General features: G+C 66.1%; 12 protein-coding genes and 1 pseudogene. 5 read left to right on the top strand and 8 right to left on the bottom strand.

Translation table 11 applies throughout. The features are described 5' to 3' along the window. The 3 genes from G3O06_RS16325 to G3O06_RS16335 form a co-directional block, all read right to left on the bottom strand. Positions 1-943, bottom strand: a 943-nt coding sequence (locus G3O06_RS16325; protein ID WP_205816761.1) for a TolC family protein, incomplete at its 3' end; no start/stop codon positions are given. Continuing rightward, entirely contained in the window at positions 940-4113 is a 3174-nt protein-coding gene (locus G3O06_RS16330; RefSeq protein WP_174911860.1) for a multidrug efflux RND transporter permease subunit, read from the bottom strand. The genes G3O06_RS16325 and G3O06_RS16330, both read right to left, overlap by 4 nt. A gap of 13 nt (positions 4114-4126) precedes the next feature. Next, entirely contained in the window at positions 4127-5347 is a 1221-nt protein-coding gene (locus G3O06_RS16335) for an efflux RND transporter periplasmic adaptor subunit (protein WP_205816762.1), read from the bottom strand. A gap of 80 nt (positions 5348-5427) precedes the next feature. Here G3O06_RS16335 and soxR point away from each other — a divergent pair, with 80 nt between their 5' ends. Both soxR and G3O06_RS49985 read left to right on the top strand, forming a co-directional pair. After that, entirely contained in the window at positions 5428-5907 is a 480-nt protein-coding gene (soxR, locus tag G3O06_RS16340) for a redox-sensitive transcriptional activator SoxR (RefSeq protein WP_174970407.1), read from the top strand. An 11-nt stretch (positions 5908-5918) separates the two neighbouring features. Beyond that, positions 5919-6116: pseudogene (locus G3O06_RS49985) on the top strand (LysR family transcriptional regulator); the annotation flags it as partial. Between the two features lie 24 nt (positions 6117-6140). On the opposite strand, the gene G3O06_RS16345 reads toward G3O06_RS49985, so the two are convergent. Then, positions 6141-6794, bottom strand: a complete 654-nt coding sequence (locus G3O06_RS16345) for a TetR/AcrR family transcriptional regulator (RefSeq protein ID WP_174970406.1) — start codon at positions 6792-6794, stop codon at positions 6141-6143. 149 nt (positions 6795-6943) lie between these two features. Here G3O06_RS16345 and G3O06_RS16350 point away from each other — a divergent pair, with 149 nt between their 5' ends. Together G3O06_RS16350 and G3O06_RS16355 are read left to right on the top strand one after the other, a co-directional pair. After that, positions 6944-8236 (top strand): NAD(P)/FAD-dependent oxidoreductase, encoded by a 1293-nt coding sequence (locus tag G3O06_RS16350; RefSeq protein ID WP_205816763.1) that lies wholly within the window; start codon positions 6944-6946, stop codon positions 8234-8236. Between the two features lie 44 nt (positions 8237-8280). Continuing rightward, positions 8281-8679 carry a DUF3331 domain-containing protein gene (locus G3O06_RS16355; protein WP_174980619.1) on the top strand — a complete coding sequence of 133 codons (399 nt, stop codon included), beginning with the start codon at positions 8281-8283 and terminating at the stop codon, positions 8677-8679. Between the two features lie 29 nt (positions 8680-8708). On the opposite strand, the gene G3O06_RS16360 is transcribed toward G3O06_RS16355, so the two are convergent. Together G3O06_RS16360 and ggt are read right to left on the bottom strand one after the other, a co-directional pair. After that, entirely contained in the window at positions 8709-10037 is a 1329-nt protein-coding gene (locus G3O06_RS16360; RefSeq protein WP_174970403.1) for a dicarboxylate/amino acid:cation symporter, read from the bottom strand. Positions 10038-10258: 221 nt separating this feature from the next. Further along, positions 10259-12010: a gamma-glutamyltransferase gene (gene ggt, locus G3O06_RS16365; RefSeq protein ID WP_174911881.1), complete on the bottom strand. Its 1752-nt coding sequence runs from the start codon at positions 12008-12010 to the stop codon at positions 10259-10261. 363 nt (positions 12011-12373) lie between these two features. Between ggt and G3O06_RS16370 the strand changes: the two genes are divergently transcribed. Next, positions 12374-13252: a MurR/RpiR family transcriptional regulator gene (locus G3O06_RS16370; RefSeq protein WP_205816764.1), complete on the top strand. Its 879-nt coding sequence runs from the start codon at positions 12374-12376 to the stop codon at positions 13250-13252. Positions 13253-13279: 27 nt separating this feature from the next. Here G3O06_RS16370 and G3O06_RS16375 read toward each other — a convergent pair whose 3' ends face one another. Continuing rightward, positions 13280-14626: a nitrate/sulfonate/bicarbonate ABC transporter ATP-binding protein gene (locus tag G3O06_RS16375; RefSeq protein ID WP_174911905.1), complete on the bottom strand. Its 1347-nt coding sequence runs from the start codon at positions 14624-14626 to the stop codon at positions 13280-13282. Positions 14627-14637: 11 nt separating this feature from the next. After that, complete coding sequence (locus tag G3O06_RS16380) at positions 14638-16389, bottom strand: ABC transporter permease subunit (RefSeq protein ID WP_205816765.1); 1752 nt, start codon at positions 16387-16389, stop codon at positions 14638-14640. Between the last annotated feature and the right edge of the window lie 53 nt (positions 16390-16442).

A 16442-nucleotide genomic window follows, 5' to 3' on the forward strand; every position in this document is an offset into this window, starting at 1 on the left:
CGACGTCGGGCCGCCGCCTCAGCAGGTCGCCCGGCGTGCCGGGATCGATGTCGGCGGCCAGCACCGGCAGCGGCACGGGCGTGCCCGCCGACACGGCTGCCTTCGGGAGGTCGAAGCGGCCGATCAGCGCGTCCGGCGTCTGCCCGGTCAGCACCGCGAGCCGGTGCTCGTCGACGCCGATCGCCGCTTCGTATACCGCGATCCGCGACGTCGTCGATTCGTACTGCGCGCGCGCCCGCGCCGCATCGAGTTCGGAGCCGCGCCCCGCGCCGACGCGCGCGTTGATCAGCGCAAGCGTCTGCTTCTGGTTGTCGGCGTTCTCGCGCGCGATCCGCAGCCGCTCCTGCGAGCCGCGCAGATCGACGTACGTGCTCGCCACCTCGCCGGCGATCGCGACGCGTACCGCACGCACGTCCGCCGCGCTGGCAGCCGTTTCCGCACGCTGCGACTCGATCGACCGGCGCACGCGGCCGAACAGGTCGAGCTCCCACGCGGCATTGATCCCGACGCTGGACATCGGCGTATCGCGCTGGCTACGCGACGCGCCGAACGCCTGGTCCTTGCTCATCAGCTGATGGCCGATCTGCCCGCTCGCGGTGATCGTCGGATAGCGGTCGAACGTGGCCTGCGACAGCAGCGCATTCGACGCGTCGTAGCGCGATACGGCGACCTGCAGGTCCTGGTTCGCCGCGAGCGCCGTGTCGATCAGCTGCGTCAGCGCCGGATCGCCGAAGCCGCGCCAGAACGCGGCATCGGCCGACGCGTCGGGCGGCGTATCCGGCGTCGTACCGGACGGCGACGCATCGCGCGGCGCAGCCGGATGCGCGTCGCGGGCGAACCGCGCGGCCGTGGCCGTGTCGGGCCGCTTGAAATCGGGGCCGACCGCGCACGCGGCGAGCGTCACCGACATCGCGAGCGCGGAAAGACGGAAAGCGGCGCTCATCGGTTTTCTCCTTCGAGGGTGCCGTGGTGTTCGCTCCACACGGCCGGCGTGCCGCCCGCGAGCTTGCGGATCGCCACATAGAACACGGGCGTCAGGAACAGCCCGAACAGCGTGACGCCGAGCATCCCCGCGAACACGGTGATGCCGGTGGCCGCCCGCACTTCGCTGCCCGCGCCGCCGCCGATCAGGAGCGGCACCGAGCCCGCGATGAACGCGACCGACGTCATCACGATCGGGCGCAACCGCAGCTTGCACGCTTCGAGCGCGGCTTCGATCACGCCCTTGCCCTGGATTTCGAGTTCGCGCGCGAACTCCACGATCAGGATCGCGTTCTTGCACGCCAACCCCATCAGCACGACAAGACCGACCTGCACGAACACGTTGTTGTCGCCTCCCGACAGCCACACGCCGAACAGCGCGGCGCAGATGCACACGGGCACGATCAGGATCACCGCGAGCGGCAGCGTCCAGCTCTCGTACAGCGACGCGAGCACGAGGAACACGAGCATCACCGCGAGCGGGAACACGACGATCGCCGCGTTGCTCTGCGTGACCTGCTGGTAGCTGAGGTCGGTCCATTCGAGCGTAATGCCCGGCGGCAGCACTTCCTTCGCGATCTGCTGCAGTTTCTCGATCGCCTGCGACGACGACATCACCTTCGGATCGGCGTCGCCAATCAGGTTCGCGGCCGGATAACCGTTGTAGCGCACCACCGGGTCGGGCCCGTACGCGGGCACCACCGTCACCATCGAGCCGATCGGCACCATCTCGCCCTTCGAATTGCGCGTGCGCAGGTTCGCGATGTCGGCGGCCGTCTGCCGGTGGCCGGCATCCGCCTGCGCCATCACGCGGTACACGCGACCGAACAGGTTGAAATCGTTCACGTACATCGAGCCCAGATAGACCTGCAGCGTGCTGAACAGGTCGGTCAGCGCGACGCCCTGCGCCTTCGCCTTCAAGCGGTCGACCTTCACCTCGAGCTGCGGGATGTTCGCCTGGTACGAGCTGACCGGGTAACTCATCCCCGGCGTCTTCGCGACCGCACCCTGGAACGCGGTAAGCGCGTTCTGCAATGCGCCGTAGCCGAGCCCGCCGCGATCCTCCAGGTACAGCGAATACCCCGAGCCGTTGCCGAGGCCCTGGATCGGCGGTGGCATCAGCGCATAGGTAATGCCGCCACCGATGGCCGAGAAGCGTGCGTTCAGATCTGCGTTAATTTGCGCGGCGCTGCGGTGGCGCTGGTCGAACGGCTTCAGGATCACGTACGAGTTCGTGATGTTCGGCGTGTTCACGCCCTGCAGCGCATTCAGCCCGGCAAACGCCGGCACCATCTCGACACCGTCGGTACCGAGCGCGATCTTCGTCATCTGCTCGGTCACCTCGCTGGTGCGAGCGAGCGATGCGCCTTCCGGCAGCTTCGCGCCCGCGAACAGATACAGCTTGTCCTGCACGGGGATGAAGCCGCCCGGCACCGCGTTGAGCAGCAGCGTGGTCGCCGCGAGCAGCGCCGCGTAGACCGCGAACACCACCCCGCGCCGCTTCAGCGTGCGCGACACGAAGCCGTGATAGCGATCGGAACTACGGTCGAAGAAGCGGTTGAACGGATGGAACAGCCAGCCGAACGCACGGTCGAGCCCGCGCGTGAGCGCATCCTTCGGCGCGCCGTGCGGACGCAGCAGCTTCGCGGCGAGCGCGGGCGACAGCGTCAGCGAGTTGATCGCGGAGATCACCGTCGAGATCGCGATCGTCACCGCGAACTGCCGGTAGAACTGGCCCGTGACGCCGGACATGAACGCCATCGGCACGAACACCGCGCACAGCACGAGCGCGATCGCGACGATCGGCCCCGACACCTCGCGCATCGCCTGGTGCGCGGCGTCGCGCGGGCTCAGGCCCTGCGCGATGTTGCGCTCGACGTTCTCGACGACCACGATCGCATCGTCGACGACGATCCCGATCGCGAGCACGAGCCCGAACAGCGTGAGTGTGTTGATCGAATAGCCGAGCAGATAAAGCCACGCGAACGTGCCGACTACCGACACCGGCACCGCGACGAGCGGAATGATCGACGCGCGCCACGTCTGCAGGAACAGGATCACGACGAGCACGACCAGCACGACGGCCTCGATCAGCGTGTGCTGCACCGCGCGGATCGATTCGCGCACGAACACCGTCGGATCCCACACGGGACGGTACGCGACGCCGGGCGGGAAGCGCTTCGACAGTTCGTCGAACTTCGCATACACGGCCTTCGCGACCTCGAGCGCGTTCGCGCCCGGCGACAGGAAGATGCCGACCACGGCCGATTGCTTGTCGTTGAAATACGAGCGCAGCGTATAGTCGCCCGCGCCGAGCTCGATGCGAGCGACGTCGGACAGCTTCACGACCTGGCCGTCGTCGCCGTTGCGCAGCACGATGTCGCCGAATTCCTGCACCGTGCGCAGCCGGCCGCGCACGTTGATCGACAGCAGGAAGTCGTTTTTCTTCGGCGACGGCTCCGCGCCGAGCTGGCCGGCCGACACCTGCACGTTCTGCTCGCGCACGGCGGCAATCACGTCGCTCGCGGTCAGCCCGCGCGACGCGAGCCGGTTCGGGTCGAGCCACAGCCGCATCGCATAGTCGCCGGCACCGGACAAACCAACATCGCCCACACCGGTGAGCCGCGACAACTCGTCCTTCACGTGCAGCGTCAGGTAGTTGCGCAGGTACAGCGAATCGCGGCTGTTGTCCGGCGAATAGAGGCTCACGTACATCAGCGGCGTCGGCGACTGCTTCTGCGTGGTCACGCCGTACTGGCGCACCTCGTCGGGCAGGCGCGACAGCGCCTGGCTCACGCGGTTCTGCACGCGCACGGCAGCGGTATCGGGATCGACGCCCTGCAGGAACGTGACGACGACCTGCAGGCTGCCGTCGGAACCTGCAACCGACTTCATGTACATGATGCCTTCGACGCCGTTGATCGCCTCTTCCAGCGGTTCGGCGACCGATTCGGCGATTTCCTTCGGGTTCGCGCCCGGGTACGTCGCGCGCACGACGACGCTCGGCGGCACGACTTCCGGGTATTCGCCGGCGGGCAGCATCGGGATCGAGATCAGGCCGATCGCGAAGATGACGATCGACAGCACGACCGCGAAGATCGGCCGGTCGATGAAGAATCGGGAGAAATCCATTGCCTGTCTCCCGTCACTGCGCGGCCGGCGCGCCGGCGTCGGCGACAGCCTGCGTACCGTTGCCCGACCCGTTGCCTGCGCCGTTGCCGGCGTCAGCGCGTACGGGCAGCGCCTTCGGCTTCACCTGCGCGCCCGGATAGTAGATCCGCTGCATGCCGTCGACGACCACGCGGTCGCCCGCCTGGATCCCCTTCTCGATGATCCGCTCGCCGTCCAGCCCTCGCCCGATCGTCACGTCACGGCGTAGTGCCTTGTCGCCGGGCCCGATCACGTACACGTACTTGCGATCCTGGTCGGTGAGCACAGCCTTGTCGTCGACGAGCAGCGCATCCTGGTCGCGGCCGCTGACGAGCTGCACGCGCGCATACAAGCCCGGCGTAAACGTATGGTCCGCATTCGGCAGCCGCACGCGCGCGCGGATCGTGCCCGTTTGCGGGTCGAGCCGGTTGTCGAGGAAGTCGACGGTGCCCGCATGCGGGAAGCCCGTCTCGTTCGCGAGGCCCACGCGCACCGGATCGGCGCCGATCGCACGGTGTTTCGGATCGGCGCGCCGCGCGTTGTAGCGCAGGTAGCTCTGTTCGTCGCAGTCGAAATACACGTAGACGGGGTTCTGCGACACGACGGTCGTCAGCAGCGTGTCGTCCGCGCGCGCCAGGTTGCCGACGGTGGCGACCGCGCGGCCGACACGGCCCGCGATCGGCGCTCGCACTTCGGTGAAACCGAGATTGAGCTTCGCGTCGGCGACGGCCGCGTCGGCCGCCTGCAGGTCCGCACGCGCCTGCTCGGCCGTGGCGCGCGCGTTGTCGAGTTCTTCCTGCGACGTCGCATGCGCATCGATCAGCGTCTGCACGCGCTTGAGCTGCACGTTCGCGAGGCTCGCGGCCGCGCGAGCCCGCTGCAGCTGCGCATTCGCACGATCGAGTGCGATCCGGTACGGGCGCGGGTCGATCTCGAACAGCAGCGCGCCCTGCGCGACCAGGTCACCCTCCTTGTAGGCGACGCGCTGCAGATAGCCGCTCACGCGCGGCCGCAGTTCGACCGCATCGACCGCTTCGACGCGTCCGTTGAATTCGTCCGCGAGGCGGATCGTGCGCGGCGCGATGGTGGCAACGCCGACTTCGGGAAGGGATTGGGCCGACGATGCGCCTTTGCCGTCGTGACAGCCCGACAACGCCAGCAACAGTGCACAGACCGCGCCCAAAGGCGACGTCCTGCGTAGGGATAAGGAGAGCATGATGCCTCGCGACGGGTTAAACTGCCGCGTAGCATAAAAGTTGAAGTTAACTTCAAGTCAAGTTTTCCCGGAGGGGCAACATGGGTATCCAGGAAATCCCGCAATGGCCGCTGATGTCGATTCGCGAAGTGGCCGCGCGCAGTGGCGTGCCGGCGTCGACACTGCGGTTCTACGAGACGCGCGGGCTCATCAAGTCGCATCGTAACGGCTCGAGCCATCGCCACTATTCGCGCGCGGTGCTGCGGCTGATCGCGTTCATCGTGTTCGCGCAGAAGATCGGCTATACGCTCGACGAGATCGCCGAGCAGCTCGTCAGCCTCCCCGAGGACACCGCACCGAGCAACAAGGACTGGCAGCGGCTGTCGCGCGGCTGGAAGCAGCGCGTCGCGAGCCGGATCGAGGAGTTGCAGCGCCTTTACATCAACCTCGACGAATGCATCGGCTGCGGCTGCCTGTCGCTGAAGCGCTGCAAGCTGACGAACCCGGAAGACCGCGCGGGCCGCAACGGGCCCGGCGCGCGGCGCTGGCTCGGCGACAAGCCGCCCGCGGATATCGAATGACCGGCCGGCCGGGCGTGGCGCGCCCGGCCGCGCCGGTTCGTGCCGATGCAGCCGCAAGGCATTGCGTTTTGCGAACTGAAGGATGCGGGCAACCCGCTCGCGTACGAACTGGCGATCGCGTACCGAGCGCCATCGCCGCTCTCATCGATGCGTTGCGCGAGACCGCGCGAAGCGCGGTGCGCGAACTGTGGCTGGTGCCGGCGACGTGACCACGCGCATCGCGCGCGCCGTGCTCAGCCGCCGACGACGTTGAACGCGACGTCCACCACGGCCTTCCGGAACGCGTCCTGCTGCGTGGGCAGCGACGTGTACTCCAGCATCATGTGGCTGTACGACACCGTCGTGCCGATCGCGCTCGCAAACATGAAGAACAGCACGGTCGGATCGACCGGGCGGATCACGCCGGCCTCGACGCCGTCCGACAACAACGGAAACAGCACGTCGTAATACGGGCGCACGATCCGCTCCTGCAGCCGGTCGAGCCGCCCGCCCACTTCGGTCGCCGCCGTCGAGAAGAACATACCCATGTCGGGCTCGTTGAACTCGTGCTCGACACACAGCTCGATCGCGCGCAGCACGCGGTCGCGATGGGACAGCGGTGACGTGCGCAACGCGCGCAGCCCGTCGAACATCGGCTCGGCCAGCTCGGCGATCTGCTCGACAACCGCCAGCCACAACGTTTCCTTCGTACCGAAATGGTGCGCGATCAGTGCCGCGTCGACCCCCAGCTCGCGCGCGACTTCGCGCACGCTCGTTGCGTCGTAGCCACGCTTCGCGAACGTGCGACGCGCGGCCCGCAATATCACGTCCGGCCCCACGGACGCCCCGGCCAGCGGCCGCCCTCGCATACGCCGCTTGGCCGGCGCGCGCTCAGTGACTTCAGTCACGTCTTCCTGCTCTCCTTGAATGATTCGAATACGCCCGTTCCGGCCCCGCTTTAGCGGCACCGAAAAACGGGTGACCTGCCCCGCTCCGTTGACACGCGAAGCCGGGAAGCGCTAGGATCATACATTATTCATCACGTGATGATTTATCCATGACAACCCTTACACGCATCGTCATCGTCGGCGGAGGGATCGCCGGACTGCAGCTCGCCACCCGCCTGGGCGAGCGCCTCGGCAAGTCGGGCCGCGCACAGGTCACCGTCGTCGACCGCAGCCCGACCCACATCTGGAAGCCGATGTTGCACACCATCGCAGCCGGTACGCGCGACGTGCAGCAGCAGCAGGTGATCTTCCTCGCCCATGCTCGCGACCACGGCTACGCGTACCAGCCCGGCGAACTGAAGGGGCTCGATCGCGCACGCCGTCGCGTGCAGCTCGGCGAGATCCGCTCGCAGGACGGCGAACTGGTGCTCGACGCACGCGAACTCGAATACGACGTGCTGATCCTCGCGCTCGGCAGCCAGGCCAACGATTTCGGCGTGCCGGGCGTGCGCGAGCACTGCTATTTCATCGACAGCCAGCAGCAGGCCGAGACCTTCAACGAAGCGTTGCGGATGCGCGTATTTCGCAGCATCGCGCGCGACGAGCCGTTCCGCGTCGCGATTGTCGGCGCGGGCGCGACCGGCGTGGAACTCGCGGCGGAGCTGAGCCGCTTGCTCGAAGTCGCGCAGGCGTACGGCGACGCGACGGTGCGCGAGCGGCTGCAGCTCACGCTGCTCGAAAGCGGCCCGCGCATCCTCGCCGCGTTTCCGCCGCGGATTTCCGCGTCGGCGCAGCGGCGGCTCGAACAGATCGGCTTTCACGTGCTGACGTCGACCCGCGTCACGTCCGCCGACGCGAACGGCTTCCACTACGGCGACGGTTCATTTGCGGAAGCGGACCTGATGGTCTGGGCGGCCGGCGTGAAGGCACCCGATTTCATGCAGGCGCTCGACGGGCTCGACACGAATCGCGCGAACCAGATCGTCGTCGGGCCGACGCTGCAGGCAACGGGCGACGAACACATATTCGCGATCGGTGATTGCGCAAGCCTCTTGCCCGACGGACAGGAACGGCCGCTGCCGCCCACCGCGCAGGTCGCGACGCAGCAGGCCGAACATCTCGCGAAGCACCTGTCCGCGTGGCTCAACGGCACGCCGATTCCGCCGTTCGCGTTCCACGATTTCGGCGCGCTCGTGTCGATCAGCGACTACGACGCGTTCGGCACGCTCGGGCAGTTCGGGTTCTTTCGCGGCGGCTTCATCCAGGGGCGTTTCGCGCAGTTCAGCCACCTGATGCTCTACCGGCGGCACCAGCAGGCGCTGCACGGCTTCTCCAAGGCGACCCTGCTGTGGATCGCCGAACGGATCAACGGCTGCGTGCAGCCGCGCATCCGCCTGTCGTGATGCCGCGTGCGGCGGTGTCGCGTAACGTTTCGAGGAAAACTGACATGAACAACCGTTTGGCACCCTGGCTCATGACCGTCGCCGCGATCAGCAGTTTCGACATGCCGTCCGTCTCGTGGGGCATGCCGCGGCGACGCAGCGTCACGCGCGACCGGCTGCCGTCGTGGGATGCGACGAGCAAGCCGTCCATCAGCGTGCTCGAGCGGCCCACGGCCGACACCGTGATGATTTCATGGCGCGACGCATGCACCGGGCACTACGGTTATCAGAAGTGGCGGCTGTTCACCACGCGCAAGCGCGGCGTGTGCGCGCTGTCGGGGCAGCCGATCGAGATCGGCGACAGTGTCTTTGCACCGCAATTGCTCGGCTCGACGCCGGGCAACGCCGCCGCGATGGTGCTGGCCGCGTGCATCGACGCGGCCCGCCCCGCCGAGGCGGCCTGAAAGCCCGGGATTCGACCCGGGATTCCGCTTCAGGCAGTGGTGACGCGATCCGTATCGCGAACCGCCTCGTTCATGCGTGCTTCGGCTTCCGCATCCAGCCGCGCCGCATTCGCTTCGGCTTCCGCTTCCGGCATCAGCTCGCCTTCCCACTTCGCGACCACCGCGCTGGCGATCGAGTTGCCCACTGCGTTCGTGGCCGAACGGCCCATGTCGAGGAACGTATCGACGCCGAGAATCAGCAGCAGCCCGGCTTCCGGGATGTTGAACTGGTGCAGCGTCGCGGCGATCACGACGAGCGACGCACGCGGCACGCCGGCCATGCCTTTCGACGTCAGCATCAGGATCAGCAGCATCGTCACCTGCGTGCCGAGCGACAGGTGAATGCCGTAAGCCTGCGCGATGAACAGCGACGCGAACGTGCAGTACATCATCGAGCCGTCGAGATTGAACGAATAGCCCATCGGCATCACGAAGCTCGAGATCTTGCGGCGCACGCCGAAACGGTCGAGCGCATCGAGGATCTTCGGATACGCGGCTTCCGAGCTCGCGGTCGCGAACGACAGCATGAACGCTTCCTTGATCAGCACCAGCAGCTTGAACACGCGGCGGCCGAGGAACAGGAGCCCGGCAGCGACGAGCGTGCCCCACAGCAGGAACAGGCTCAGGTAGAAGTCGCCCATGAACACCGCGAACTTCAGCAGGATCGACAGGCCGTTGATCGCGACGGTCGACGCCATCGCCGCCAGCACCGCGAGCGGCGCGAGCTTCATCACGTAGCCGGTAATCTTCAGCATCACGTGCGCGAGCTGGTCGATCGCCGCGACGAGAATCTTGCCGCGTTCGCCAAGCGACGCGAGCGCGACGCCGAAGAACATCGAGAACACGACGATCTGCAGGATCTCGTTGTTCGCCATCGCCTCGGCGATCGATTTCGGCACCATGTGGCCGACGAAATCCTTCAGCGTGAACTTGGACGTCGCCAGATGCGCGGACGCGCCGATATCCGGCAGCGGCAAGCCGAGGTTCTCGCCCGGACGCAGCAGGTTCGCCATCAGCAGGCCGAGCAACAGCGAGATCAGCGACGCGGTGACGAACCAGCCGAGCGCCTTCACGAATACGCGGCCCACCGACGACGCGTCGCCCATATGCGCGATGCCGACGACCAGCGTCGAGAACACCAGCGGGCCGATCACCATCTTGATCAGCCGCAGGAACACGTCGGACACCAGCGAGATGTAGCCGGCGATCTCCGCCGCGGACTGCTTGTCCGGCAACTGCGTAAAGATCATGTAGCCGATCAGGATGCCGGCCGCCATCGCGAGCAGGATCCAGCCTGCTGCTGACATTCGTTTGTTCATAACGGAATCCAAAGCACGGGAAGAAGTTGACGGATGAAAGGCACGCGTCCCGCGCCATTCCAGGGAGCGCGCGTGGCGAGCCGGACGTGCCCGGTGTGTCGGGCACGGGCGCCGGCGCCGGTCGGGCTCGCGGATGCCCGCGAACCGACGTGCTGCCGCCCGCAACGGCATTCGCACGGGGGCGAATGCCGGCGGCAGCGATTCAGCATGATGCGATCAGGTCAGTAACCGATTGCCGATCCGGCCGGACGGCGCGGATCGTTGTAGCCGTAGATGAAGCCGACACGCACGTTGCCGGACACGGACGAATCGTTCCCGGAACTCTGGCGGCTCGCCGCTTCGGTGCCAGGCAGGCCGACCATGATCAGCTCGGCGGCGCCCCACGGCGTCTGCTCGACCATCTTGTAGCCCATGTTGCGCAGGATCGCGAGCGTGTCGGGCGACAGGCCGTAGGTTTCGTAATAGACCTCGTCGGGCAGCCACTGGTGGTGGATGCGCGGCGCGGTGACCGCGTCCTGCGGCGTCATCCCGTAGTCGATCACGTTCAGCACCGTCTGCAGCGTGATCGTGATGATGCGCGAGCCGCCCGGCGAACCGACCACCATGAACACCTTGCCGTCCTTCTTCACGATGGTCGGCGCCATCGACGACAGCGGACGCTTGCCCGGCGCGATCGAATTGCGCGTGCCCTGCACGAGACCGAACAGGTTCTGCGCGCCGACCTTCACGGTGAAGTCATCCATCTCGTCGTTCAGGAAGAAGCCCGTGCCCGGCGCGATGACCACGGCGCCGAAGCGGCCGTTGACCGTGTAGGTCGTCGATACCGCGTTGCCGTCCTTGTCGATGATCGAATAGTGGGTCGTCTCCGGCTTCTCGTGCACGCCGACACCCGGCTGCACGTCGACCGACGGCGTTGCCGTATCCGAATGGATGCTCTTGCGGATCTGCGCCGCGTATTCCTTGCTCGTCAGCTTCGCGACCGGGTTGTCGATGAAGTTCGGGTCGCCCAGCAGCGTGTTGCGATCTTCGTATGCGTGCCGCATCGCTTCGGTCATGTAGTGAACCGCCGCGGCCGAATGGTAGCCAAGCTTGCGCATGTCGTACCCTTCGAGAATGTTCAGCGTCTCGCACATCGTCACGCCGCCCGAGCTCGGCGGCGGAGCCGACACGAACTCGTAGCCGCGATACGAACACGTCAGCGGCGCCATGTCCTGCGCGCGGTACGACGCGAAATCAGCCGCCGTGATCAGGCCGCCGCCGCGCTTCGCCGCAGCCTCGACGATCTTCGGGATCTCGCCGTGATAGAACGCGTCGGGCCCCTGCTCCGCGATGCGCTCGAGCGTGCGGGCCAGGTCCTTCTGCACCAGGCGGTCGCCCGGCTGCAGCGGCGTGCCGTCCGGCCGCAGGAAGATGCGTGCCGCATCCGGATCCTTCTTGAAGCGGTCGATCGTCGTGTCGAGGATGTCCGTATCGCCACGCGTCAGCACGAAGCCGTCGCGCGCGAGCCGGATCGCCGGCGCCATCACCTGCTTGCGCGTCAGCTTGCCGTACTTGCGCTGCGCGAGGTCGAGGCCGGCGACCGTGCCCGGCACGCCGACCGCACGATAGCCGTACAGACTGTCGTCGGGAATGACGTTGCCCTTCGCATCGAGATACATATTCGCGGAGGCCGCAGCCGGCGCGGTTTCGCGGAAATTGATGAAGCGGTCGCGACCGTCGGCCAGGTGCACGGTCATGAAGCCGCCGCCGCCGATGTTGCCGCAGCACGGGTTGGTCACGGCCTGCGCGTAGCCGACCGCCACTGCCGCGTCCACCGCGTTGCCGCCTTCCTTCAGGATGTCGACGCCGATCTGCGACGCGAAGTGCTGCGACGAAACAACCATGCCGTTCTTCGCTTCGACCGCGGGGTCCGAAGCGGCGAACGCGCACACGCTCATGGCTGACAACAGGGTGAGTACTACGAGCCGCCTCATGACGGGATCCTCCAGACAAAAAAACCGTGGCGTGCCGGAACGCGACGCCGCATCGACACGTGTCGACGCGTCAATCGACGCGTGTAATGAACAATACATCCCAGCGAGGCCGCGATCATATCACTCGCTTTTTTGCGCAAAAACCTAGGGTTATCACTGAACAAAGAACGAATATTCGCCGAACCGGTCATTTATCAATGTTTGTTTTATTACAATGACGAATGAGCCGGTCTGCGTTGTGATGCGTCCCTCTAATTTCGGAGCGTGCACGGCCCGCCGCACATCGATCGGCTAACATGCGTGGAGTCGCCGGCAGACACCCGTCTGCCGTTTGTCATTCAGATCAGAGAGCTGGAGTGCCCGATGGGGACGAGCATCAGGGCGTTGCTGTTATCCCAGATGGATAGCTTCACGCCGTCGGAACAGAAGGTCGCGCAGGCGTTGCTGGACCGCTACCCGAGCCTTGGGCTCGGGCCGATTGCGAGCTTTGCCAAACAGGCTGAAGTCAGCGATCCGACCGTGTTTCGCTTTGTCGTCCGGATCGGCTTTCCGAATTACCCGTCGTTCCAGCAGGCGCTGTACGGCGAAATCGACACGGCGATGAATTCTCCGCTCGCCCGGATGGATGCGTTCCACTCGGCCGGCGGCATGCGCGACAGTCATGCGGCGATTTTCCAGCGGCTGTCCGAGTCGCTGGCCACCACGATCGAAGGGCTCGATGCAGCAGCGTTCGACGCGGCAGTGGCGTTGCTGGCCAATCCGGATGTGCGTGTCTTTTGCGGTGGCGGGCGTTACACCGCGCCGCTCGCTTCGCTGTTTTCGTTCACGCTCGCGTACGCGCGGCCACACGTTCAGCATGTCGAACCGAATGTGAACCTCGCGTCGATCGCGCTGGCGGACATGGGACCCGGAGATGTGCTCGTCATTTTCGATTTCCGCCGTTATCAGCGGGACAGCATCCGGTTCGCGCAGGCCGCGCATCGGCTCGGCACGCGCGTGCTGCTGATCACGGACGAGTGGCACTCGCCGATCGGCGAGTTTGCCGAGATCGTGCTGCGCATCCGCGGGCAGCCGTTCGCGATGCTGCAGACCAACGTGCCGGCGCTCGCACTCGCCGAAGCGCTCGTGATCGGCGTGACGAACCAGTTGCCGGAGATGGCAAGGCAGCGGATGGAGAAGATCGAGCATCTCAACACGGGCGGCATCGAACAGGACACCAACCAGCGCGATTTGCCCGAATGACGATGACTCGCCATTCGGGCGCAGGCTTCAGCTCTCGACATCCTCGAGGCTGAACACCTCGGTCTTGTCGTTGTACGAGAACACTTCGCCGTAACGGCCCCAGTCAATCACCGCATCAAGCGTTTCCTCAGCCGCTTCGTCCGACAGGAAATCCTCCAGCTCCTGCTCGAAGCGCACGCGCGGCGCCCGATGGCCCGGGCGCTCGTTCAGCACTTTCCGGATCCGCGCAGCAAGCGGCACGTGCTTCAGCAAATGATCCGCGAACATCAGCTTGCGTTCCTGCGTGCCGAATTCCGCGAACACGCGCGCAGGCGGCGTGAGGAACACGTCGCCTTCCCGCACGTCCGCGAAACCGAGGTGCTGCAGCACTTCGGCGATCGGGAACAATTCGTCGACCTCGAGGTGCAGCGTACGCGCGATTTCCGGCATGTCCGCGCGACCGTGGTACGGCGCCATCGCGAGCGTCTCGATCAGGCCGGCCATCAGGTTGGTCGACACGCGCGGCATCCAGCTGCCGAGCTCGAGCCCCTTCTTCGTCGCCTCGTTGGTCTGGCGGGCCGTCATCTTCGCGTAGATGTCGTCGACGAGCTTGCGGAAATCGGTGTCGAGCCGGTTGCGCGGATGCTTGAACGGCACCTTGATCTCGGCGATCACGCGGCCCGGGTTCGACGACAGCACGAGGATCCGGTCGCACATGAACACGGCTTCCTCGATGTTGTGCGTGACGATCAGCACCGACTTGATCGGCATCCGGCCTTGCGTCCACAGGTCGAGCAGGTCGGTACGCAGCGTCTCGGCCGTCAGCACGTCGAGCGCCGAGAACGGCTCGTCCATCAGCAGGATCGTCGGATCGACGACGAGCGCGCGCGCAAAGCCCACGCGCTGGCGCATGCCGCCCGACAGCTCGCGCGGGTAGGCGTTCTCGAAGCCGTCGAGACCGATCAGGTCGATCGCGGCGAGCGCACGCTCGCGCCGCTCGCGCGCGCCGACGCCGAGCGCTTCGAGGCCGGCTTCCACGTTCTGCAGCACGGTGAGCCACGGGAACAGCGCGAAGGTCTGGAACACCATCGCGACACCTTCGGCCGGGCCGCGCAGCGGCTGGCCGAGATAGGTCACTTCACCGCCGGTCGGTTCGATCAGCCCGGCGATGATGCGCAGCAACGTCGACTTGCCCGAGCCGGAACGGCCGAGCAGGCCGACGATCTCGCCTTCGCGCAGCGACAGGTTCGCATCGTCGAGCACGAGCAGCTCGCCCTGCGACTTGTTGAAGCCGCGGTTCACGTGCTCGACGCGCAGGATTTCATCGCCGAGGCGCGGCGGCTGCAGCGGCTGGGACGTCTTGACGGGGGCGTTGATAACGGTCGAATTTTGCATCGCGCTTACTCTCAATCGAGACGGAGCCGGGATTCCGCATAGGCGTACATCGGACGCCACAGCAGACGGTTGAACAGGGTAACGAACAGGGACATCACGGCAATGCCCAGGATGATCTTCGGAAAATCGCCGGCGGCAGTGGTCTGCGCGATATACGAACCAAGGCCGTGCGCGACGACCTTCGTGTCGCCCCACTGCACGAACTCGGACACGATGCTCGCGTTCCACGCGCCGCCCGAGGCGGTAATGGCACCCGTCACGTAGTACGGGAAGATGCCGGGCAGGATCGCCTGCCGCCACCACTGCCAGCCGCGGATGCGGAAATTCTTCGTCGCTTCCTTGTAGTCGTTCGGATAGGACATCGCGCCGGCGATCACGTTGAACAGGATGTACCACTGCGTACCGAGCACGATCAGCGGCGACAGCCAGATGTCCGCATTCAGGTGGAAGTGGACGATCACGATCACGAACACCGGGAACAGCAGGTTCGCCGGGAACGCGGCGAGAAACTGCGCGAGCGGCTGGATCTTCTCGGCCAGCGCCGGTCGCAGCCCGATCAGCACGCCGAGCGGCACCCAGATCACGGACGCGATCGCGATCAGCACCAGCACGCGCAGCAGCGTGATGAGCCCGAGCACGAGCACATGCCCGACCTCGCCCATCGTCACGCCGGTCGCGACGAACGTGACGACGCGCCACACGACGTACACCGTCAGCAGGATCACGAACGCGCCCCACACGATGTCGCCGATGCGCGACGCGCCGCGCGACGACGCACCGCGCGCACGCGTGCCCTTCAGCGACGGAAAGCGCAGCGGAATCCGCGCGGCCTGCGACAGCAGCCAGCCGGCCGGCACGAGCAGCTGATGGATCAGGTGCGTGCGGCGCATCATGTCGAGCAGCCAGGATTGCGGCGCATCGCCGGACGCGGTGTTCTCCATCCGGAACTTGTCGGCCCATGCGACGAGCGGGCGGAACAGGAACTGGTCATAGGCGAGGATCACGACCGACATCGCGACGATCACCCAGCCGACCGCGCCGAGGTTTTTATCAGAGATCGCCTGCGCGAGGTACGCGCCAATGCCCGGCAGCGTGATCGTCTGGTTGCCGACGGTGATCGCTTCCGATGCGACGACGAAGAACCAGCCGCCCGACATCGACATCATCATGTTCCAGATCAGCCCCGGCATCGAGAACGGCACCTCGAGCTTCCAGAAGCGTTGCCACGGCGTCAGGTGAAAGCCGCGCGACACTTCGCTCAGGTCGCGCGGCACCGTGCGCAGCGACTGGTAGAAGCTGAACGTCATGTTCCACGCCTGGCTCGTGAAGATCGCGAAGATCGCGGCCAGCTCCGCACCGAGCACGCGGCCCGGAAACAGCGCGAGGAAGAACGTGACGGTAAACGAGATGTAGCCGAGCACCGGCACCGACTGCAGGATGTCGAGGATCGGAATCAGCACCATGCCCGCGCGGCGGCTTTTCGCGGCGAGCGTGCCGTAGATCAGCGTGAACGTAAGCGACGCGACCATCGCGGCGAGCATCCGCAGCGTGGTGCGCAACGCGTATTCGGGCAGGTTCGACGGATCGAGCGAGATCTTCTGCGTCTGCAGCACACCGATCGGCGCCATGGTCTGATGGAAGCCGACGATCGCCATCGCGAGCAGGCAGATGATCAGCGGAAACGCGACGGCATCCCAGCGGTTGGGCAGCACGCGCCACGCCGAAGCGTTCGCGGTGCGGTTCGGATCGAAACTGATATCCATCGGTAGCGTCTTGTGTTGAATTGAAAATCGATGGGACCGGCCGCGCATCGCGC

The sequence above is a fragment of the Burkholderia sp. Ac-20345 genome (assembly GCF_017104825.1).
GTDB classification, from domain to species: domain Bacteria; phylum Pseudomonadota; class Gammaproteobacteria; order Burkholderiales; family Burkholderiaceae; genus Burkholderia; species Burkholderia lata_B.